Origin of the sequence: Pseudonocardia sp. P1 (assembly GCF_000178675.2) — a bacterium.
Classification (GTDB): domain Bacteria; phylum Actinomycetota; class Actinomycetes; order Mycobacteriales; family Pseudonocardiaceae; genus Pseudonocardia.
The window spans coordinates 6342721-6363865 of sequence record NZ_ADUJ02000001.1 but is presented as its reverse complement, the minus strand read 5'-3'; the positions used below and the strand labels follow the sequence as shown (position 1 = coordinate 6363865).

Below are 21145 nucleotides of genomic sequence, written 5' to 3'. Positions count from 1 at the left end.
TACGCCGAACCGTGCGGGTGGGCGCCTTCTCGATCGCCCGCGTCCTCGGCGTGGACGATCATGACGGCGTCGAACGTGGCCAGCTCGGCCATGTCCCGCTCCATCTCGTCCGCGTCGAGCGGCGGGAACTCGTCGACGCCGGAGTGCAGCAGGAAGCACTTGAAGCCGAAGACGCCCTCGTCGTGCAGGCCGCGCAGGTCACCGGCGTTGCCCGGCACCGCGCCGCCCCAGAACCCGACGTCGACGAACGCCTGGTCGGCGGCGACCTTGCGCTTCACCTCCAGCGCCGCCACGTCGACCGTCGGCGGGATGGAGTTCAGCGGCATGTCGACGATCGTGGTGACCCCGCCGGCCGCGGCGGCCCGGGTCGCCGAGGCGAAGCCCTCCCACTCGGTGCGGCCGGGCTCGTTGACGTGCACGTGGGTGTCGACGAGCCCGGGCAGCAGCACCTCGTCGTCGGCGAGCTCGATCACCCGGTGCCGTCGAGGCCGTTGCCCAGCGGCTCGATCGCGACGATCCGCCCCCGGTGACGCCGACCTCCCGGGCTGCTCCCCGGCCGTCGTCATGATCCGCCGCCCGCGGACCACCAGGTCGTAGCTCGTCACGATGCCTCCAGGGGGAATCCGGTGATCTTCTTGGTGCGCGGGGCCGCGTAGGTGCGGACTTCGAGGTGGACAGACCGAGCCGGACCAGCGACTCCGCCACGGTGACGGCGGCGGGGACACCGTCGACGACCGGCACGCCGGTCTCGGCACGGACCTTCTCCTCCAGGCCGGCCATCCCGCCGCACCCGAGGCAGATCACCTCGGCGCCGTCCTCGCGACCGCCCGGCGGGCCTGCGCGACGATCGCCGCGACCGCCCGGGCCGGGTCCTCCTCCAGCTCGAGCACCGCCAGCCCGGACGCGCGGACCGACGCGCACCGCCGGTCCAGCCCGGCCAGCAGCAGGCGGTCGGAGATGAGCGGGACCGTGCGGTCCAGGGTGGTCACCACCGAGTAGCGGTGCCCCAGGTACATCGCGGTGGCGGCAGCCGCCTCGGTGATGTCGACGACGGTACGTCGAGCATCTCCTGCAGACCCTCGCGGCCGTGCTCGCCGTAGCCGGCCTGGATCACCGCGTCGAACGGCTCCCGGTAGCGGGCGACGGCGTCGGCGACACCGACGGCGGCGAGGTAGCTCTCCAGATTGCCCTCGACGGACTCGGCGCCGAACCGCGGCGTCAGCCCGACGATCTCCGTCCCGGGCGCCGCGACAGCACGCGCCGACGCCGCGATCGCCTCGGTGACCGACTCGGTGGTGTTGACGTTGACGACGAGGATCCGCATGTCGCGCAGTCCTTCCGTTGCGGCTCGGGAGGGCAGGGGTCAGTGTGGTCAGTGCTCGGAGGACCGCACCGCGATGTGCTCGCCGGACACGGCACGGTAGTCCGCGCCGCGCGGGGCGACCAGGACCGTTCCGATCGCGGCGACCGCGGCACCGAGGAACCAGGAGAACGTGCGACGGCCTCCATCGCGGGGACGAACCCGGCCACGACGGCCAGGGCCGCCGAGGGGACGAAGACCGCGACCGCGCGCAGGTTGACCCCGCTCCGGTAGTGGTAGGCGCCGTCCGGGTCCTCCGAGTAGAGCGCGGGCACGTCGACCCGGCCGCGCCGCACCAGCCAGTAGTCGGCCATCACGATCCCGAACAGCGGCCCGAGCAGCGCGCCCAGCACGCCGAGGAAGTAGACGATCACGACCGGATTGTCGTAGAGGTTCCACGGCAGGATCACCAGGCCGAGCACGGCGCTGACGATCCCGGCCCGGCGGAAGTCCAGGACCGTCGGCATCAGGTTGGACAGCGCGTAGCAGGGCGCGACGAAGTTGGCCATCAGGTTCACCGCGACCGTCAGGACCAGCAGCGCGGCCGAGGCGAGCAGCAGCAGCGGCGTGTTCGGGATCGTGTCGACGACGTCGCTCGGGCTGGAGATCACCTGCCCGTCGATCCGGAACTGGCCACCGGCCAGCACGACGACCACGAACCCGAAGAACAGCGTGTTCGGCAGGATCCCCCAGAAGCTGCCCCGGCGGATCGCCGACGTACTGGTGGAGTTGCGGGTGAAGTCGCAGAAGTGAGGACGAACGTCCCGTAGATCGCCGTCCACAGAGCCGCACCGGCGAGGATCTGCACCCACATGGTGCCCCCGGTGAGCGGCTCCGGCACCGACCAGCGATGTCGCCGCCGGTCTGCCAGAGCATCCAGCCGGCCAGCGCGGCCAGGGTGACCAGCACGACCGGCCCGGCGAACGCCTCGTAGCGGCGGATGCCGTCCATGCCGTACAGCAGGATCCCCACCTGGATCACCCACAGCGCCAGGAAGCAGATCCAGCCGAGCGCGGACAGGCCGAGGAACGAGACCTGCTCCAGCGCCCCGGCGCCGGGCGCGACGGCCAGCACCATCACGGTGAGCACCTGGGTGGCGAGGTAGGTCTGGATGCCGAACCAGGCGATCGCGACCACGCCCCGGACCATCGCCGGCAGCTGCGCGCCCCGGACGCCGAACGAGATCCGGCTCATCACCGGGAACGGCAGCCCGGTCCGCCAGCCCATGTACCCGGCGACCGTCAGCAGGACGAACAGCAGCAGCGCCCCGATGCCCAGCGACACCATGATCTGCCAGGCGCCGAGACCGAGCGCGAACAGGCCGAGCGCGAAGCCGTAGTTGCCCAGGCTGTGCACGTCGACGGCCCAGAGCGTGAAGATGTTGTAGGCCTTCCACGACCGGCCCTCGACGCGGGTCGGGGCGAGGTCGTGGTTGTACAGCCGCGAGCTGAGATCACCGGGGACGGCGTCCTGCTCGGCGGAGGTGCCGGTCGTACCGGGGCGCGTCATCGGGCCACCTCTCCGCCGGTTCCGCGATACGGAACCGTTCTCTTGTCTGGCGGAATCACGCTATGGCGGCGGTCACGACGCCGTCAAGGGGTCGCCGCCGACCGGCGGCGCTTGACAGCCTTGACCGGCCGTGTTGCGATTCTCACCGCACTACGGAAACAACTTTCCGCATTGTGAAATCTGCTCGGAGGCTTCGGTGACCGCTCTCTTCTGTTCCGGCGACGCGATGCGCGGCGGACGGCTGCACCACAACGTGTCCGCGCACCCCTTCCTCGGGGCCGTGCGCACCGCGCCGCACTACCGGATGTACTCCGTGCGCGACGGGTTCCCGGCACTGCTCGAGGACCCGTCCGGCGGGGTCCCGCTGGCCGGGGAGATCTACGACGTCCCGCTCTCGGCGATCCGCACCGACTTCCTTCCGGACGAGCCGCCGGAGCTGGAGCTGACCGTCGTCGAGCTCGACGACGGCCGCGACGTCCTCGCCGTCGGCCTGCGGCCCGGCGTGCTGGAGCGGCAGGCCGACGAGCTCACCGACATCACCGCGCACGGCGGGTGGCGGGCCTACAAGGGCCTGCCCGACCCCGCCTGACGCCCTCGACGAGGAGGCACTGTGTCCACGTTCCCGTCCACGCCCCTCCCCCTGACCGTCAACTGTTCCATCGTCTTCGGCGACGTCCCGCTGCTCGAACGGCCCACGGCCGCCGCGGCGGCCGGGTTCGACGCCGTCGAGTTCTGGTGGCCGTTCGACCGGCCCGTCCCGTCCGACCACGAGGTCGACGCGTTCGTGACCGCGGTGTCCGACGCCGGTGTCGTCCTCACCGGGCTCAACTTCGCCGCCGGTGACATGCCCGCCGGCGAGCGCGGGATCCTGTCCGACCCGGACCGCGCGACCGCGTTCGCCGACAACGTCGAGGTCGCGGTCGGGATCGGGTCCCGGCTCGGGACCACCGGCTTCAACGCCCTCTACGGCAACCGGATCCCCGGCGTCGCCCCGGAGGCGCAGGACGAGCTCGCCGCCGAGCACCTCGCCCTCGCCGGGCGCGCGGCCGCCCGGATCGGCGCGGTCGCGCTGCTCGAGCCGGTCAGCGGGGTCGACGCCTACCCGGTGCGGACCGCGGCCGACGCCGTCGCGGTACTCGACCGGGTCGGGTCCGACGACGTCCGGCTGCTGCTCGACGTCTACCACCTGGCCGTGAACGGCGACGACCCCGCGGCCGCGATCGACCGGTACGCCGGCCGGATCGGCCACGTCCAGATCGCCGACGCCCCGGGACGCGGCGAGCCCGGCACCGGCGATCTGCCGATCGCCGGCCTCGTCGACCGGGTGCACGCCGCCGGCTACCGCGGCCGGATCTCGCTGGAGTACAAGCCCACCACTTCCGAGCCGTTCGCCTGGCTCGCCCGCCCGGAAGGAGCACGCGCATGAGCAGGACCGTTGCGTTCGTCGGACTCGGGATCATGGGCGGTCCGATGGCCCGCCACCTGGCCGCGGCCGGGCACGACGTCGTCGGGTTCAACCGCAGCCCGGAGAAGACCCGCGCGCTGGTCGAGGCAGGCGGGCGGGCGGCGGCGTCGGTCGCGGAGGCCGTCGACGGTGCCGACGTCGTCGCGCTGATGCTGCCGGACTCGCCGGACGTCACCTCCGTCCTCACCGACGGGGTGTTCGACGCCGCGAAGCCCGGCACGCTGATCGTGGACTTCTCGACGATCCGGCCGGACGTCGCCCCGCGACCTGGCCGCGCAGGCGTCGGACCGGGGGCTGCGGATGATCGACGCGCCGGTGTCCGGCGGGCAGGCCGGCGCCGAGAACGCTGCTCTCTCGATCATGGTCGGCGGCGCGGAGGCCGACGTCGCCGACGCGCGGCCCCTGCTCGACGTCGTCGGGAAGACCGTCGTGCACGTCGGGCCGAGCGGCGCCGGGCAGACCGTGAAGGCCGCGAACCAGCTGATCGTCGCGGGCAACATCGCGCTGCTCGCGGAGGCGCTGGTGTTCCTGGAGGCGCACGGCGCCGACCTCCCGGCCGCGGTCGAGGTGCTCGGCGGCGGGCTCGCCGGATCGGCGGTGCTGAACCAGAAGGCACCGAAGATGCTGGACCGCGACTTCGGTCCTGGTTTCCGGATCGACCTGCACCACAAGGACATGGGCATCGTGTCCGAGGCGTCGCGCAGCGCCGGGGTCGTCACGCCGGTGGCGGCGCTGGTCGCCCAGCTCGTCGCCGCGACCCGCGCGGCGGGCGACGGCGACCTCGACCACTCGGCCCTGTTCCGCACGGTCGCGCGCCTGAACGGGGCGGAGAAGTGACGCGCATGCGGGCCGTCGACGCGGCCGTGCGGATCCTGGAGATCGAGGGTGCGACGCAGGCCTTCGGCGTCCCGGGGGCGGCGATCAACCCGTTCTACGCGGCGATGCGCCGCCGCCGCGCCGAGCTCGGCGACGCGCGGGCGGCATCGGCCACGTGCTGGCCCGGCACGTCGAGGGCGCCGCGCACATGGCCGAGGGCTACACGCGGTCGGGCCCGGGGAACATCGGCGTCTGCATCGGGACCTCCGGCCCCGCGGGCACCGACATGATCACCGGCCTGTACTCGGCGGCCGCCGACTCGATCCCGATCCTGGCGATCACCGGGCAGGCGCCGGTCGCGCGGCTGCACAAGGAGGACTTCCAGGCCGTCGACATCACGGCCATCGCCGCCCCGGTCACGAAGATGGCGATGACGGTGCTGGAGGCCGCGCAGGTGCCGGGCGCGTTCGCGCAGGCGTTCCACCTGATGCGGTCCGGGCGGCCCGGCCCGGTCCTGATCGACCTGCCGGTCGACGTGCAGCAGACCGAGATCGAGTTCGACCCGGACACCTACACGCCGCTGCCGGTGCACCGGCCCGCTGCCACCCCGGCGCAGGCGTCGAGGATGCTGGACCTGCTCTGCTCCGGGGAGCGGCCGGTGATCGTCGCGGGCGGCGGGATCGTCAACGCCGACGCGAGCGCCGAGCTCGTCGAGCTGGCCGAGGTGCTCGGCGTGCCGGTGGTGCCGACGCTGATGGGCTGGGGCACGATCCCCGACGACCACCCGTTGGCGGCCGGCATGGTCGGGCTGCAGACCGCGCACCGCTACGGCAACGCCACCTTCCTGGAGTCCGACGTCGTGCTCGGCATCGGCAACCGGTGGGCGAACCGGCACACCGGCGGGCTCGACACCTACCGGCGCGGCGCCGGTTCGTGCACGTCGACATCGAGCCGACCCAGATCGGACGGGTGTTCGCCCCCGACTACGGCGTCGTCTCCGACGCCGGCGCCGCGCTGCGGGTGCTGCTCGACGAGGCCCGCCGCCGGCGCGACGCGGGCACGCTGCCCGACCGCTCGGAGTGGGCGGCACAGTGCCGGGAGCGGCGGGCGACCCTGCTGCGGCGCACCCACTTCACCGAGATCCCGATCAAGCCGCAGCGGGTGTACGAGGAGATGAACCGGGTGTTCGGCCCGGAGACCCGCTACGTCACGACGATCGGGCTCTCGCAGATCGCCGCCGCCCAGTTCCTGCACGTCTACCGCCCGCGGCACTGGGTCAACTGCGGCCAGGCCGGCCCGCTGGGCTGGACGATCCCGGCCGCGATCGGTGCCGCCGTCGCCGACCCGTCGACGCCGGTGGTCGCGCTGTCCGGCGACTACGACTTCCAGTTCATGCTCGAGGAGCTGGCGGTCGGCGCCCAGTTCGGCGTCCCCTACGTCCACGTCGTGGTCAACAACTCCTACCTGGGGCTGATCCGGCAGGCGCAGCGGGCGTTCGACATGGACTTCGAGGTGCAGCTCGGCTTCGACAACATCAACGCCGATCCCGAGAGCGCGCTGCCGAAGGGCTACGGCGTCGACCACGTCCGGGTCGCCGAGGGGCTCGGCTGCGTCGCGCTCCGGGTCGCCGACCCGGAGCTGCTGGAGCCCACCCTGCACCGGGCGTCGCAGCTGGCCCGCGAGCACAAGGTGCCGGTGGTCGTCGAGGTCGTCCTGGAGCGGGTCACGAACATCGCGATGGGCGCCGCCGAGATCGACGCGGTGACCGAGTTCGAGGACCTCGCGCACACGCCGGAGGACGCACCGACCGCCGTCGGCCACCGCCGGTGAGCGCGATCCTGCTGGCACCGGACAAGTTCAAGGGCTCGCTCGACGCGGCCGGGGTCGCCGCCGCGCTCGCCGACGGCATCGCCGGGGTGGCGCCGGACCGGGAGGTCCGGCGCTGCCCGGTCGCCGACGGCGGCGAGGGCACCGTGGCCGCGGCGCTGGCCGCGGGCTGGACACCGGTCACGGTGGCCTCGACCGGCCCCCACCGGGGCCCCGCTCACCGCGACCTACGCGCGTCGCGGTGCGGTGGCGCTCGTCGAGCTGGCCGCCACCTCGGGGCTCGCGGTGCTGCCCGGCGGCGTCCCGGACCCGCTCGGGGCGGGGACCGAGGGGCTCGGCACGGTGCTCGCGCACGCCCTCGGTGCGGGGGCGACGGAGCTGGTCGTCGGGCTCGGCGGCAGCGCGACGACCGACGGTGGCGCCGGGATCCTGCGGGGGCTCGGTGCGCGCGTCCTGGACGGCGACGGCCGGGACCTCCCCGCGGGCGGCGCCGCGCTCGCGCGGGGCCGACCGGATCGACCTCACCGGGCTGCACCCGCGGCTGCGCGGCACCCGGATCGTCCTCGCCGCGGACGTCGACAACCCGCTGCTCGGGCCGGACGGCGCCGCCGCGGTCTACGGCCGCAGAAGGGCGCGGACCCGGCGCAGGTCACCGCGCTCGACGCGGCGCTCTCCCGGTGGGCGGCGCGTCGTCGCCGGAGCGGCAGGCTGCGACCCAGCAGCACTCGCGGCAGGCCGCGACCCAGCAGCGCTCGCGGCAGGCCGCGACCCGGCGGCACTCGCGGGCGGCACCGGCGCGGGCGCCGCGGGCGGGGCCGGGCTCGGTCTGACCGCGCTGTGCGGCGCCACGCTGCGACCCGCCTCGGCACCGTGCTGGACCTGACCGCTTCCACGACGCGCTCGCGGCGCCGGGCTCGTCGTCACCGGCGAAGGCCGGCTCGACGGCCAGACCCTGCACGGCAAGGCACCGGCCGGTGTCGCCGCCGCGGCACGGGCGGCCGGGTCCGGTCGTCGCCGTCGCCGTCGCCGGGAGGTCGCGCTCGATCCGGCGGCCGTGCGCGCGGCCGGGTTCCGTGCCGCGCACGCCCTCGTCGACCTCGCTCCGACCGGTCGGAGGCGATGACCGACGCCGCCCGGCTGCTGCGCCGGGTCGGCGCCACGATCGCCCGCCTCGCGTAGGGGCGAGCGGGTCACCCGCCCGTCGCCACCACCCGGTCCCGGGCAGCCGGGGCGCCGGAGCCCGGCCCGTCGACCCGGGGCGTGTCCGCGCCCCGCGGCGCGGGACGCCGGCGGTCCCGCCGGGTCGCGGGACCCCGCGAGCTCGCGGACCGCGACCTCCGCGGACGGGTACGCGCTGCACCGCAGCAGGACCCTGCGGGCCGGGAGCGGGAGCAGCTCGGCCCGGCCGCCGCACCCGGCGAGGTGGGTGTGCACGGCCCGCCGCGGGTGCGGCCGACGAGCGAGCCGAGCGTCTCGACCGCGGTGCCGTCGAACTCGGTCACCCCGGTCACGTCCACCACCAGGTGCGCCGGGACCCGGCCGCAAGCGCGCTGGGCGTCGAGGAGACGCCCGAGCGCGGCGACACCCGGGCCGTCCAGCCGTCCGCTGACCCGGACCAGCCGCACCCCGGGTGCCGCCGTCTCGACCGCCAGCCCGATCCCCGGATCCACCTGCACGTCGTCCTCCTCGCCGTCGTCGCGGGCACGGACGGCCCGCCGGGGGACCTACCCGGCGCCGGGGCGTCCACACCCGCGGGCGGACGACCGGTCCGGTCCGGTCGTCCGCGCGACGGGCCGGCCGCGACCCACCGGAACGAGTGTGATACACATCACCGGTCTTCGGAACCGGTGCCGGGAGGACTTTCGGCCCTGACGAGCACCGGAGCACGGGGCGCACTCTCGTCGGGTCGGTCGCACCGGCCGACGACGGACCCGCCACCTGCCGCTGGGGAGCGGGCGGTGGTACCCCGGTCGGGGTCGGCGCGCTCGGGACCGCCGGCCCCGGCCACCGTCGTGAGAGGCCGCAGACCGCGCACGGGCCGGGACGCACCGCGCGGCAGTCGGCCGGACAGGGGTCAGGCGGGCGTGCGGCCGGAGCGCGGCACGACGGCGGGCGCGGTGCGATCCGCCGGTGCGCGACGACGTGCGCGACGCCGTGGTCGCCGCGGTGCCGGTGCTCGGCACCCGGCACGGGCGGGGGCCCGGTCCGGAGACGGCCGCGCGCCACCGCGGCCAGCATCTCGAGGATCGACTCGAGCGACGGGTAGCGCCCGTCGGGAAGCGGTGCGAGCTGGTTGCGCAGCACTCCGCTGACCCCCCAGGCCTCGGCCTCGGCGATGACCTGCCAGCGACAGGCGGGCCACTGCAGGCCGGCCAGGACACGTCGCAGGTTCTCGCGCAGGTGCTCGACGTGCGGCGGGGCCGGCGGCGGGAGCGGGGCGGCGGGACCGGCGCCGGCGCCGGCAGCGGCAGCCGGCGCCGGCGGGCGGGCCCGTTCACGCGACCTCCCCCGTCCCGAGGTCGAGCTGCTGGGCGCCGGTGCACTCGGGGTCACCGTCGAGGTGCCGGTAGCTGAAGGTCGGCATCTCGGTGGGTGCGGCGGGGTCGGCGTGGCGGAAGATCCGGCACACGGATCCTTCCGCCACGGTCGACCAGCACCGCTCGCATATTCGTAGTCGGGGAGTGTTCTGAGGCATGGGTTCACCGCCAGGGCCGGGACTGGACACGTCCTGCCGCAGGGCCGCCTCGGGAAGGTCGGCGGACCGGCGTGCCGGACCGTCCGAGTGTGGGTGATGACACACCCCCGGTGCCACTCGTGGCGTCCGGCGCCACCCGCCGGGACGCAGCCGGTCCCGATTTCCGGAACGGTCCGTGTTCGGACTCCCGCCTGCCGGGGTACGGGTCAGCCCCCGTCGCCGGCCCGGTAGGTCTGCTCCAGATCGCGGATCTCGCCGATGCCGGCGAGCTCGGCGAACGCGTCCAGCCCGCCGAGCCGGTCGAGCATCCCGGCCGGGGTCCCGTCCGCCTTCAGGCGTGCGAGCAGCTCGGTCATGCCCGCGGTCGCCGCCAGCAGCGTGCCGACGGGGAACAGCACCAGGGCGAAACCGAGCTCGGCGAGCCGGTCGCGGGAGAGCGGCGGGGTCCGTCCGCCCTCGGCCCAGTTGAACACCAGCCTGTGCCCCTGCAGCGCTGTGGCGACCGTCTCGATGTCGGCCTCCGACGTCGGCGCCTCCACGAACAGCAGGTCGGCACCGGCGTCGGCGAACCGGCGCGCCCGGTCGATCGCCGCGTCGAGTCCGTCGACGGCGGCGGCGTCGGTCCGGGCGATGATCAGCAGGTCCGGATCGGTGCGGGCGTCGGCCGCGGCCCGGATCTTGGCCGCCATCTCCCCGGCCGGGACCACCTGCTTGCCGGCGAGGTGCCCGCACCGCTTCGGCATCACCTGGTCCTCGAGGTGCAGTGCGGCCACCCCGGCCCGCTCGTAGTCACGGACCGTCCGGATGACGTTGATCGCGTTGCCGTAGCCGGTGTCGGCGTCGGCGATCAGCGGCAGGTCGACGGCGTCGGCCAGCCGGGCCGCGTGCGCGGCCATCTCGGCCCCGCCCAGCAGCCCGACGTCCGGACGGCCGAGCAGGCCCGCCGTCGTCCCGAAGCCGGTCATGTAGACCGCGTCGAAACCCGCCTGCTCGACGAGCCGGGCGGACAGCGCGTCGTAGGCGCCCGGGGCGAGCACGGGCCCGCCCTCGTCGAGCAGGGCGCGCAGCCGGGCACGCCGGTCGCCGGGGCGGGGTGGCTGATCAGGTCGGCCACGGGTGGCTCCTTCCGTCGTCGTAGGGGTGAGTGAACCCTGTGCACCGCACGGACGCACGCAGGGATCCGGCCGGGTGACACCCTCGTCGCGACGTCCCGGGGACGGGGGTTCTCCCCACTGTCCGAGGTGGTGCGGCCCGGAATGATCGGACGTCGTGACCGCCCCCGGCCCGTCGCCCCGCGCGACCTCTCCGACCGTCTCCGCCATCCCGTCCCCCACCTGTTCGTCTACGCCTTCGCGATCGTCCCGGCGATCGCGCTCGTCGCCGCCGTCCCGCTCGCCTGGGGATGGGGCCTGACCTGGCTGGACGCCGGGCTCGCGATCGGCATGTACGTCGTGTCGATGCTCGGCGTGACGGTCGGTTTCCACCGCTACTTCACGCACGGCTCGTTCAAGGCGACCCGGGCGCTGCGGATCGCGCTTGCGGTCGCCGGCAGCCTCTCGGTGCAGGGACCGGTCCGGCACTGGGTCGCCGACCACCGCAGGCACCACGCCTACGCCGACGCCGAGGGCGACCCGCACTCGCCGTGGCGGTACGGCACCTCCCCTTCCGCGCTGGTCCGCGGGTTCTGGCACGCCCACATGGGGTGGATCTTCGACCGCTCGCTGACCGACCAGCGCCGGTTCACCCCGGACCTGCTGGCCGACCCCGACATCGACCGCGTGCACCGCGGCTTCACCCTGCTCACGATCCTGTCCGTGTTCGGCCCGGGTGTGGTCGGCGGCCTGGTGACCTGGTCCTGGTGGGGCGCGTTCACCGCGTTCTTCTGGGCCGGGCTGGTGCGCGTCGCGGTCTCGCACCACGTGGCCTGGTCGACGAACTCGATCTGCCACATGATCGGCGAGCGCCCCTACCGGGCCCGGGACAGGTCGACCAACGTCTGGCTGCTCGCCATCCCGAGCATGGGCGAGTCGTGGCACAACATGCACCACGCGGACCCGACGTCGGCGCGGCACGGCGCAGGCCGCGGCGAGATCGACATCTCCGCCGGGACGATCCGGCTGTTCGAGCGGCTCGGCTGGGCGCACGACGTCCGGTGGCCGACCGAGAAGCGGCTCGCGCGGCTCGCGGCGAACCGGACCGAGGACGCCACGGCCTGACCGCTCCGGGCGGCACCCGGGGTCACCCCTCGGTCGCCGCCGGCGGGACGGCGTGCACCGCGCCGTCGATCCGCAGCCGGCACCGGTCGCCGGGTGCCCACCGCTCCCCCGGGACCGTCCGTACCCGCACCGGCGGTCCTGCCGGTCCGTCCGGACGTGCCGAGACCAGCAGTGCCTCCCCGCCGAACTCGGTGCGCTCCACCACGGCCGGTGTCCCCGGCGCGGACGGCCCGTCGATGAGCACCTGCTCCGGGCGGAGCACCACGACGACCGCGCCGTCCGGGCCCGGCGCCGTTCCGGGACGGATCGGCGCGCGACCCAGGACCGTCGTCGCCACGCCGCCGGTGCGGTGGGCCGGGAGCAGGGACGCCTCGCCGACGAACCCGGCGACCCGCGCGGTCACCGGGGCGGTGTAGAGCTCGCGGGGGCTCGCGGTCTGGACCAGCACGCCGCCGTCGAGGACGGCGACCCGGTCGCTCACCGAGAGCGCCTCGCGGTGGTCGTGGGTGATCAGGACGGCGGTGCTCCCCGCCGCACGCAGCGCCGCGACGGCGTCGGCCCTGACCTGGTCGCGGAGGCCGGCGTCGAGCGCGGAGAACGGTTCGTCGAGCAGGACGACCGCCGGCTCCGGTGCGAGCGCGCGGGCCAGCGCGACGCGCCGCCGCTCCCCGCCGGAGAGCTCGTGCGGCATCCGGGCCCCCTTGTCCGCCAGTCCGACCAGTTCCAGCAGGTCACCGACCCGGCGGCGCCGCACCGCACGCACCGCGGCCACCTGCCGCCATCGCCCGGGGCCACCGGCCCGCAGCCCGAACCCGACGTTGCCGGCCACGTCGAGGTGGGCGAACAGGGCGCCGTCCTGCGGGACGAGGCCGACCCGGCGCCGCTCGGCGGGCGTGCCCGTGACGTCGGTCCCGAGGAGGCCGACGGTCCCGGCGTCCGGCCGGTGCAGGCCCGCGACCACCCGCAGCAGGGTGGTCTTCCCGCTGCCGCTCGCCCCGAGCACCGACACCAGCTCGCCGGGACCGGCGTCGAGGTCGACCCCGTGCAGGACGGGCGTGCCGCCGTGCCCCGCGACGATCCCCCGCACCGACAGCGTCGTCCCCGCTGTCATGCCCGGTCCCCCCGGACCAGCAGTGCCGCGGGCACGCACGCCAGCAGCAGCAGGGCCAGCGCCGCGGGGGCGGCCGCCCCGTAGGCACCGCGGGCGGTCTGCGCCCACAGCTCGGTCGCCAGCGTGTCCACCCCGGTCGGGCGCAGCATCAGCGTCGCGGGCAGCTCCTTCATCGCCGTCACCGTCACCAGCAGCCCGCCCGCGGCGATCCCCGGCCACGCCTGGCGCGCCGTGACCGTCCACCACGTGCCGGACGCGCTGCGCCCCAGCGTGCGGGCCACCTCCTCGACCTCCACCGGCACCCGCTCCACCGACGACCGCACCGCCCCCAGCGCCTTCGGCAGGAACAGCAGGGCGTAGCCGAACACCAGCACCGGCGCCGTCTGGTAGAGCCCGGGCACGACGGCCAGCGACAGGAACACCAGCGACAGCCCGACGACGACGCCCGGCAGCCCCTGCCCCAGGTAGGCCACCGACTCGACGGCGGCCACGACGCGCGAGCGGTGGCGCGCGGCCAGCACCCCGACCGGCAGGGCCAGGAGCACCGCGAGCACCGCAGCGGCGCCGGACAGCAGCAGCGTCCAGCCCGCCGCCGTCAGCAGCCGGGGCAGGTCGACACCGACACCACCGGCCGCCACGATCCGTCCCACCAGCACCGCGGGTGGCACGAGCAGGGTGAGTGCGGCGACCGTGCCGAGCCCGGCCACGCAGAGCGCCCGCACGGTGGCACCGGGCCGGTGCGGGGGCACCCGATGGGTCGCCGTCGTCGCGGGGGCCCGGGTGAACCGGCGCCGGGCCGCGCGCTCCGCGACGACCAGCAGCAGCGTCAGCACCGCCAGCACCAGGGCGGTGACCGCGGCGCCGGTGCGGTCGATCGCGCCCTCGTAGGCGGCGCGGACCGCCCAGGTGAAGGACTCGTAGCGCAGCAGTGCGGGCGCCCCGAAGTCCGACAGCGTGTACAGCGCGGCGAGCAGTGTCCCGGCGAGTGCCGCAGGCAGCGCCTGCGGCAGCGTCACCGCGCAGAACGCGGCGACCGGGCCCCGGCCGAGGGTGCGTGCGACGTCCTCGGGGCCGGTGTCGGCGGCCCGCAGCGCGGCGGCCGCGGGCAGCGTCACGTACGGGGTGCAGGCGGCCACCAGCACCAGGGTGAGCGGAACCAGCCCGCTCGCCGCCGGCCGCACGGCGAGCACGGCGAACGCGAGCAGGTAGGACGGCACGGCCAGCGGCAACGCGGCGAGCACCCACCACAGCCGCGGCCAGGGCAGCCGGAGGCGGACCAGCAGCGCCGCCGTCCCGAGGCCGAGGACGAGGCAGCCGGCGGACACGCCGAGCACGAGGACACCGGAGTTCACCGCGAGCTGGAGGGTGCGCTCGCGGACGAGCAGCGACCGGACCCGCTCGGGTGCGGCCTCCCCGACGCGGACCACCAGCCAGACGAGCGGCAGCGCGGCGAGTGCGGCGACGGACGCCCCGGCGGCCGACAGCGTCCGCGGGGTGCGGGAGCGCCGCGCGGCCGGGACGCCCGGAGCGGTGTGCTCCGGGGTCCCGGCCGGGCGGACGGTGACGGGTGTGCTCAGAGCAGCCCGGCCTCGGTCATCATCCGGGTGGTCTCGTCCAGCGAGGCGAGATCGGACAGGTCGAGCTCGGGACCCGCGAGCTCGGCGAGCGCCGGCACGCCCTGGGGTCCCGGCACACCGGCGACCAGCGGGTACTCGGTGGTCTCCTCGGCGAAGTACCGCTGCGCGGGCTCGGACACCAGGAACCGGACGAGCTCCTGCGCCTCCGCCGACTGCGCCGCCCCGGTGAGGATGCCGGCACCGGTGACGTTGACCAGCGCGCTCGCGGTGCCCGGATCCCCGAACCGGAGCTTCGCGCGCTGCATCGGGGTCTCCGCGCTGGTCCAGTAGTAGTGGTTGATCAGCCCGGCGTCGACGGTGCCCGCCTCCACCGCCTCCAGCACGGCACCGTTGCGCTCGAAGACCTGCGGCTCGTTCGCCGCCAGCGCGGTCAGCCACTGCCGGGTGGCCTCCTCGCCGTCGGTGACCCGCATGGCCGTGACGAACGCCTGGAACGACGCGTTGGTCGGTGCGTACCCGACCCGCCCACGCCACTTCGGGTCGGTCAGCTCCCGCACGTCACCCGGCGCCTCCGCCTCGGGGACGTCCTGGCTGTCGTAGGCGACGACGCGGGCCCGGCCGGTCAGCCCGACCCACGTCCCGTCGGTGGAGGTGAACCCGGCGGGCACGGCACCGGCGACGTCGGCGGGCAGCGGCGCGAACCGCCCGGCCCCGGCGAGGACGCCGAGCGCGCCCGCGTCCTGCGACAGGTAGACCTGCGCCGGGGTGCCGTCGCCCTCCTCCTGGATCTGCGCGGCCAGCTCGGTGGTGGAGCCGTAGCGGGTGTCGACGGTGATCCCGCTCTGCTGCTGGAACTGCTGGATCAGCGGGGCGACCAGCTCCTCGTCCCGTCCGGAGTAGAGGGTCAGGGTGCGTGGCCCCTCGGCGGCCGGGCTCGCCGCCGGCTCGGCCGGAGCGGGGGCGCCGCCACCGCACGCGGTGACCAGCAGCGAGACGGCGAGCAGCGCGCCCGCCGCCAGGCCGCGCTTCGGGGATCGGATCACGTCGGAGTCCTCCGGATTCTCATGACGGGGTGTCCGGAACGCGTCGGGTGTCCGATCACTCCCGTTCCGGGCGAGGGCAGGCTAACCTCGGTCGACGGCGGGGGGATCTCCCGAGAATTGAGGGGGTGCGTGGCCGTGCTGCGGGTGCTGCTGGTCGACGACCACCGGTCCTTCACCGACCTGCTCGTCCTCGGCCTGGGGGCCGAACCCGGGATCGGCGTCGCCGGTGTGGCGCACACGGTCGACGCGGCGCGCGCCCTGCTCGACGGCTGCGACGTCGTCGTGCTCGACGTCCGCCTCCCCGGTGGCGGTCTCAGCCTGCTCCCGGCCGCGCACGCGGCGGGTGCCCGGACACTCGTCCTCACCGCGCACCCGCGCCCCGAGCCCGCCCGCCGGGCGCGCGCGGCGGGGGCCGCGGGCTTCCTGGGCAAGGAGACGCCACTGGCCGGCATCGTCGCCGCGATCCGCACCGTCGCGGCCGGCGGGACCGTGCACGGCACGGCCGTCCTCGAGCTCCCGCACCTGACCCCGCGCGAGCGTGACGTCCTCGGGTCGCTGGCCCGCGGCCGCGACGCGACCCGCATCGCCCACGAGCTCGCACTGTCCGTGCACACCGTGCGCGACCACGTCCGGGCGCTGCTCGGCAAGCTCGACGCCCGCTCGCAGCTGGAGGCGGTCGTCACGGCCGAGCGTCTCGGCCTGGTCGCGCTCGACCCGGAGGGCGAGCCCCTGGCCGGCGGCCGATGAGCCGCACCGGCCCGCACCCGGTCCGGCGGGCGTTGCTCGGGCACGTCCTGGGCACCGTCGCGGCGGCGGCCCTGGTGTGCGCGCTCGTCACCGCCGGGGTCTGGTGGCTGGCCCACGACGAGGCGGAGCGACGGGCGGAGCAGGTCTCACGCCGGGTCGCCGCGGCCGTCGTCGTGCCGCTGGCGGACCGCGACCTGGCCGCCGCCGGCCCGGCGGCGCGGGACCGGCTGCTGGCGGACCTCGCCCCGTTCCGGACGGTCGGCATGGTGAGCCGGGTGAAGATCTGGCTGGTGGAGGGCCCGTCGGCGCGGGTGGTGTTCTCCGACGAGCCGCGGCTGGAGGGGTTCACCCGGCGGTTCGATCCCGACCTGGCCGCCCGGCTCGACGGTGGCGCTGCCGTCGTCCTTGCGGTGCCCGACGACCCCGAGCACCGCTTCGAACAGGGCGGCGGGCTGCGCGAGGTGTTCCTGGGGTTCACCGACGCGGCGGGTCGGCCGGCCCGGGTGGAGGTCTACGTCCCGGTCGACGTCGAGGGCTCGACGGCTCGCGCCGTGGGCCTGCTGGTGCCACCCGTGGTGGGCGGGCTGCTGGCCGTCGCACTCGCGGTGCTGCCGCTGTCGGTCGCGCTGGCGCGGCGCCGGGAGCGAGAACGGATCGAACGCCGGGACGCGGCCCGCTACGGGCTCGCCGCCGGGGAGCTCGCACGCCGCGACCTGGCCCGCCGCCTGCACGACGACGTCCTCCCCGGCCTGGCCTCGGCCGGGCTGATGCTGGATCTCGCCCCGGCCCGGCCGGAGCTGGTGAGCCGGGCACGGGAGACCGTCGGCGACGGCGTGCTCCGGATCCGCTCGGTTCTCGACGACCTGCTCCCCGCCGACGTCGACGCGGCGGGTCTCCCGGACGCGCTGCACCGGCTGGCCGCCGGCGGGGAGCCGCGCGCGAGCGTCGCCGTCCCCGGCGCGGCGGGCCTCCCGGACGCCACCGCGGTCCTGCTGCACCGGATCGCCGGCGAGCTGCTGCGCAACGTCCGCGCGCACGCCGCGGCGTCGGCCGTGGGGGTGGACCTCGCGGTCGGGGGTGGCCGGGCCCGGCTCACCGTCACCGACGACGGCACCGGGTTCGACCCGGGCCGTGGCCCCGAGCCGGGGCACATCGGCCTGCTGCTCGTGCGCGACGCCGCCCGCGACGCCGGTGGGGAGGTCACCGTCCGCAGCGCCCCGGGCAGCGGGACCACGGTGACCGTCGACCTCCCGGACGGCCGCTGACCCCGCACGGGCGGGGCGCGCGACCGATGTGTGCGTGATGTGCGCCGTCGCACTCTCGGCAAACTTGCGCATCGTGCACGTTCGCCGCGTACGATAGTTGCGTGACGTCAACTACTCGCTCTCCGGAGGAGGCCGCCGCCCACCGCCGCGCCGTGCTGCTCCCGCTCAGCGGTCTGCTCATGGCCCTGTTCGTGGGCGTGCTCTCCAGCACGATCGTGTCCAACGCGCTGCCGCGGATCCTCGGCGACCTGGGTGGTACCCAGGCCGAGTACACCTGGGTCGTCTCGGCCTCGCTCCTCGCGATGACGGCGTCCACCCCGATCTGGGGCAAGCTCGCCGACCTCTACTCCAAGAAGCTGCTCGTCCAGGCCGCGATCGGGATCTTCCTGATCGGCTCGCTGCTGTGCGGCCTGGCCACCGAGACCTCGCAGCTCATCGGCTTCCGGGTGCTCCAGGGCCTGGGCATGGGCGGGCTGCAGGCGCTGACCCAGGTCGTCATCGCGGCGATCATCACCCCGCGCGAGCGCGGCCGGTACATGGGCTACCTGTCGGCGATCATGTCGCTCGCGGTGGTCGGCGGCCCGCTGCTCGGCGGCGTCATCGTCGACTCCCCGCTCGGCTGGCGCTGGTGCTTCTTCGTGGGCGTCCCGCTGGCCGCGATCTCGCTGGTCGTGCTGCAGCGCACGCTGAACGTCCCGACCGAGCGCCGCGACGACGTCTCGATCGACTACGTCGGCGCCCTGCTCATCGCGGCGGGCGTCTCCGCGATGCTGCTGTGGACCTCGCTCGGCGGCAAGCAGTTCGAGTGGTCGTCGCCGCTGTCGTTCGGCCTGGTCGGCGGCGGTGTGGTGCTGCTGGCGCTGGCGGTCCTCGTCGAGCGCCGCGCCAAGGACCCGGTCGTCCCGCCGTTCCTGTTCCGGGACCGGACGTTCGTGCTCGCCACCGTCGCCAGCCTCTTCGTCGGCGTCGCGATGTTCGGGTCGACGATCTTCCTGTCGCAGTACTTCCAGCTCGCCCGGGGCGCCACGGCGACCGAGGCCGGTGTGCTGACCCTGCCGATGATCGTCGGCATGTTCCTGGCCTCGAACGTCGCGGGACAGCTGATCAGCCGCTACGGGCGCTGGAAGCGTTACCTCGTGATGGGCGGCGTGTTCCTCACCGCCGGCCTCACCCTCGGCGCCACGGTCATCTCCTCGACCGTGCCCTACTGGCAGGTCGGGCTCGCCATGCTGCTGGTCGGCCTCGGCGTCGGCATGACACAGCAGAACCTCGTGCTGGCCGTGCAGAACACCGTGGCGCTGCGGAACATGGGCGCCGCCAGCTCGACGGTGACCTTCTTCCGGTCCCTCGGTGGCTCGGCGGGCGTCGCCGGTCTCGGCGCGCTGCTCGCCTCGGTGGTCGCGACGCGGACGTCGTCGGGGCTCGCCGCAGCCGGTGTCGACGGCGGCGGGGCCACGCAGGGCGGTCAGGTCCCGAACATCGCGGAGCTGCCCGAGCCGGTCCGCTCGATCGTCATGGACTCCTACGGCCACGCGATCGCGGAGATCTTCCTGGTCGCCGCGCCGCTGGGTCTGCTCGCGCTGATCGCGATCCTGTTCCTGCGCGAGCAGCCGCTGCGCGACACCATCGACCTGGAGCCGGAGACCCCGGCCGAGGGCACAGCCGCGGCACCGGCGGTCCGCCGCGACGACACGCACGGCGCGGCGCCCGGCCCGGTGCTGCACGGCGTCGTCCGCGCCGACGGGGTCCCCGCACCGGGGGCGGTCCTCACCGTCCTCGACCGCAACGGGACCGAGGTCGGCCGCACCCGCGCCGACGACGACGGCCGGTACCGCGTCTGCGTCGCGACCGGCACCGTCTCCACGGTCTACCGGTGGGACGGCCGGCCCGCCGCGCACCGGCTGACCGTCCCCGCGACCGGCCTGCGGTTCGACGTCGACCTGGCCCCCTCGGCAGGGCCGGTCCGGCCCGAGGTCGTCTCGGTGATCGACCGGCCGGCACGGGAGAACGCGCGGGCCGACCGTGTCTGAGCAGCAGGCGCCGCCCGGGCGCCGGGAACGGAAGAAGGCCGCGACCCGGGCGGCGCTGGCCGCCGCGGCGTTGCAGCTGTGCAGCGAACGCGGTCTCGACCAGGTGACCGTCGAGCAGATCGCCGACGCCGCCGACGTCGCCCCGCGCACCTTCTTCAACTACTTCACCTCGAAGGAGGAGGCGATCGTCGCGGGGAACGCGGCGACCGCCGACACCCTGGTGGCCGCGTTCACCACCCGGCCCGACGACGAGCCGGTCGTCGTGGCGCTCCGGCACGCGCTGCGCGCCGTCGTCACCGATCCCGGCTATCTCGGCCGGGTCCGGCAGATGCGGGCGCTGCGCGAGTACCCGACCGTCGTGGCGCACCACATGGCGGCGTTCGCGGCGCAGGAGCAGGCGCTCGCCGCCGCCGTCGTCACCCGGACCGGGACCGACCCGGCCCGGGACCTGTTCCCGACGCTCGCCGCGGCCGCGGCCGTCACCGGGCTGCGGGTGGCGGTGCAGCACTGGCTCGGCGACCACGGCCCCGATCCGCGCGGGCCCGAGCTCACCGAGCTGGTCGACGAGGCGATGGCCGTGTTCGACGGTGGCCTGCGCGCCGTCGCCGGGGCCCCGGCCTGATCCGGCCGGGCCGCCGGGGATCATCACGGGCGTGACCGTCACGACCCTGGCGCTGCCCACACCGGCGCCGCTCGAGCTGACCGTGCACGTCGCCGACGACCCGGCGGCGCCCGTCCTGCTGGTCGTGCCGGCCATGGGGATGCGGGCGTCGTTCTACACGCCGCTGCTCACCGCGCTGCGGGAGGCCGGGACGTCCGCCGCGGTCACCGAGCTGCGCGGGCACCAGGCCCGGCCCGCTCCCCCGCCGTCACGCCGGAACGACCACGGCTACGACGACCTCGTCGGCGACCTCTCCGCCGCCGTCGACACGGTGCGGGAGCAGCTGCCCGGCGCGCCGGTACTGCTCGTCGGGCACAGCCTCGGCGGGCACCTGGCGGCCGCGTACGCCGCCCGGCACCCGGACCGGGTCGAGGGCCTCGCGCTCGTCGCGTCGGGCAGCGTGCACTGGCGGGCGTGGGGGCCGGTGCACCTGCTGCGGACCCAGGCGGCCGTCGCCACGTCGCGGTTGCTGGGGCACTTCCCCGGCGACCGGGTCGGCTTCGCCGGGCGTGAGGCGCGCGGCCAGATGGCCGACTGGGGCCGGTGGGCCCGGACGGGGCGGCTGGCGTTCGGGACCCCGCGGGTCGACCACGGACCGTCGATCGCGGCCGTCCACCTGCCCGTCCTGGGAGTGACCTTCGAGGGCGACCGGCTCGCCCCGCCCGCGTCGGCGGAGGCGCTGATCGGGATGTTCCGCTCCGCCGACGTCACGCGCCGCCGGCTCCCGGCCGGCGGCAGGCGCCCGCACTTCGACTGGGCCCGCGAGCCCGGCACGACCGTGCCGGAGCTGGTGTCCTGGGCACGCCGGGCCACCGGGGGCTGA

General features: G+C 75.4%; 15 protein-coding genes and 8 pseudogenes. 13 read left to right on the top strand and 10 right to left on the bottom strand.

The window, feature by feature from the left end; genetic code table 11:
* The 4 genes and pseudogenes from PP1_RS29535 to PP1_RS29520 all read right to left on the bottom strand — a co-directional run.
* Positions 1-566, bottom strand: a pseudogene (locus tag PP1_RS29535) (amidohydrolase family protein); the annotation flags it as partial.
* Between the two features lie 234 nt (positions 567-800).
* A pseudogene (locus PP1_RS29530) lies at positions 801-1324 on the bottom strand (aspartate/glutamate racemase family protein).
* Positions 1219-2142: a cytosine permease gene (locus PP1_RS29525; protein WP_337819691.1), complete on the bottom strand. Its 924-nt coding sequence runs from the start codon at positions 2140-2142 to the stop codon at positions 1219-1221. Before PP1_RS29525 ends, PP1_RS29530 begins: the two are co-directional and overlap by 106 nt.
* Before the next feature lie 121 nt (positions 2143-2263).
* Positions 2264-2869, bottom strand: a pseudogene (locus PP1_RS29520) (cytosine permease); the annotation flags it as partial.
* Positions 2870-3065: 196 nt separating this feature from the next.
* Between PP1_RS29520 and PP1_RS29515 the strand changes: the two are divergent.
* The 7 genes and pseudogenes from PP1_RS29515 to PP1_RS29485 all read left to right on the top strand — a co-directional run bounded on the left by PP1_RS29515 (position 3066) and on the right by PP1_RS29485 (position 8100).
* Positions 3066-3458, top strand: coding sequence for an allophanate hydrolase-related protein (locus PP1_RS29515; RefSeq protein ID WP_010228201.1), 393 nt, complete (start codon positions 3066-3068; stop codon positions 3456-3458).
* A 21-nt stretch (positions 3459-3479) separates the two neighbouring features.
* On the top strand, positions 3480-4295 hold the full coding sequence (locus PP1_RS29510) for a hydroxypyruvate isomerase family protein (protein ID WP_010228199.1): 816 nt from the start codon (positions 3480-3482) through the stop codon (positions 4293-4295).
* Positions 4292-5171, top strand: a pseudogene (locus PP1_RS29505) (2-hydroxy-3-oxopropionate reductase). The gene PP1_RS29510 and the pseudogene PP1_RS29505 overlap by 4 nt, the downstream one beginning before the upstream one ends.
* Positions 5168-6980: pseudogene (gcl, locus tag PP1_RS29500) on the top strand (glyoxylate carboligase). Before PP1_RS29505 ends, gcl begins: the two co-directional pseudogenes overlap by 4 nt.
* Positions 6977-7132 (top strand): annotated as a pseudogene (locus PP1_RS29495) (glycerate kinase); the annotation flags it as partial. The pseudogenes gcl and PP1_RS29495, both read left to right, overlap by 4 nt.
* Positions 7133-7223: 91 nt before the next feature.
* A pseudogene (locus tag PP1_RS29490) lies at positions 7224-7421 on the top strand (glycerate kinase); the annotation flags it as partial.
* Positions 7339-8100: pseudogene (locus PP1_RS29485) on the top strand (glycerate kinase). The pseudogenes PP1_RS29490 and PP1_RS29485, both read left to right, overlap by 83 nt.
* A 67-nt stretch (positions 8101-8167) precedes the next feature.
* On the opposite strand, the gene PP1_RS29480 reads toward PP1_RS29485, so the two are convergent.
* From PP1_RS29480 to PP1_RS29470, 3 genes are all read right to left on the bottom strand, one after another.
* The gene (locus tag PP1_RS29480; protein ID WP_337819686.1) at positions 8168-8653 is read right to left on the bottom strand and encodes an STAS domain-containing protein; all 486 of its coding nucleotides are present in this window, start codon (positions 8651-8653) and stop codon (positions 8168-8170) included.
* An 818-nt stretch (positions 8654-9471) separates the two neighbouring features.
* Positions 9472-9621, bottom strand: coding sequence for a hypothetical protein (locus PP1_RS29475; protein WP_170918900.1), 150 nt, complete (start codon positions 9619-9621; stop codon positions 9472-9474).
* Positions 9622-9878: 257 nt separating this feature from the next.
* The gene (locus PP1_RS29470) at positions 9879-10709 is read right to left on the bottom strand and encodes an isocitrate lyase/PEP mutase family protein (protein ID WP_337819685.1); all 831 of its coding nucleotides are present in this window, start codon (positions 10707-10709) and stop codon (positions 9879-9881) included.
* Positions 10710-10928: 219 nt separating this feature from the next.
* On the opposite strand from PP1_RS29470, the gene PP1_RS29465 reads away from it, so the two are divergent.
* Positions 10929-11888 (top strand): acyl-CoA desaturase, encoded by a 960-nt coding sequence (locus PP1_RS29465; protein ID WP_337819684.1) that lies wholly within the window; start codon positions 10929-10931, stop codon positions 11886-11888.
* Between the two features lie 22 nt (positions 11889-11910).
* Here the strand turns inward: PP1_RS29465 and PP1_RS29460 are convergent, their stop codons facing one another.
* The 3 genes from PP1_RS29460 to PP1_RS29450 form a co-directional block, all read right to left on the bottom strand.
* On the bottom strand, positions 11911-12999 hold the full coding sequence (locus tag PP1_RS29460; RefSeq protein ID WP_033198660.1) for an ABC transporter ATP-binding protein: 1089 nt from the start codon (positions 12997-12999) through the stop codon (positions 11911-11913).
* Positions 12996-14426 carry an ABC transporter permease gene (locus PP1_RS29455; RefSeq protein ID WP_249266001.1) on the bottom strand — a complete coding sequence of 477 codons (1431 nt, stop codon included), beginning with the start codon at positions 14424-14426 and terminating at the stop codon, positions 12996-12998. Before PP1_RS29455 ends, PP1_RS29460 begins: the two co-directional genes overlap by 4 nt.
* Positions 14427-14572: 146 nt before the next feature.
* Positions 14573-15619 (bottom strand): iron ABC transporter substrate-binding protein, encoded by a 1047-nt coding sequence (locus PP1_RS29450; protein ID WP_075314341.1) that lies wholly within the window; start codon positions 15617-15619, stop codon positions 14573-14575.
* A gap of 129 nt (positions 15620-15748) precedes the next feature.
* Between PP1_RS29450 and PP1_RS29445 the strand changes: the two genes are divergently transcribed.
* From PP1_RS29445 to PP1_RS29425, 5 genes are all read left to right on the top strand, one after another.
* Positions 15749-16366, top strand: coding sequence for a response regulator transcription factor (locus tag PP1_RS29445; RefSeq protein ID WP_075314343.1), 618 nt, complete (start codon positions 15749-15751; stop codon positions 16364-16366).
* Positions 16363-17631 carry a sensor histidine kinase gene (locus tag PP1_RS29440; protein WP_060575755.1) on the top strand — a complete coding sequence of 423 codons (1269 nt, stop codon included), beginning with the start codon at positions 16363-16365 and terminating at the stop codon, positions 17629-17631. Before PP1_RS29445 ends, PP1_RS29440 begins: the two co-directional genes overlap by 4 nt.
* Positions 17632-17732: 101 nt before the next feature.
* Positions 17733-19661, top strand: a complete 1929-nt coding sequence (locus PP1_RS29435; RefSeq protein WP_139323894.1) for an MFS transporter — start codon at positions 17733-17735, stop codon at positions 19659-19661.
* Positions 19654-20283 carry a TetR/AcrR family transcriptional regulator gene (locus PP1_RS29430; protein WP_010234245.1) on the top strand — a complete coding sequence of 210 codons (630 nt, stop codon included), beginning with the start codon at positions 19654-19656 and terminating at the stop codon, positions 20281-20283. Before PP1_RS29435 ends, PP1_RS29430 begins: the two co-directional genes overlap by 8 nt.
* Positions 20284-20314: 31 nt before the next feature.
* Positions 20315-21145: an alpha/beta hydrolase family protein gene (locus PP1_RS29425; RefSeq protein ID WP_139323895.1), complete on the top strand. Its 831-nt coding sequence runs from the start codon at positions 20315-20317 to the stop codon at positions 21143-21145.

Excerpts from the sequence above, each read along its gene's own strand:
- PP1_RS29460 (WP_033198660.1), bottom strand. The coding sequence starts at position 12,999 with ATGACAGCGGGGACGACGCTGTCGGTGCGGGGGATCGTCGCGGGGCAC.
- PP1_RS29440 (WP_060575755.1), top strand. The coding sequence starts at position 16,363 with ATGAGCCGCACCGGCCCGCACCCGGTCCGGCGGGCGTTGCTCGGGCAC.
- PP1_RS29465 (WP_337819684.1), top strand. The coding sequence starts at position 10,929 with ATGATCGGACGTCGTGACCGCCCCCGGCCCGTCGCCCCGCGCGACCTC.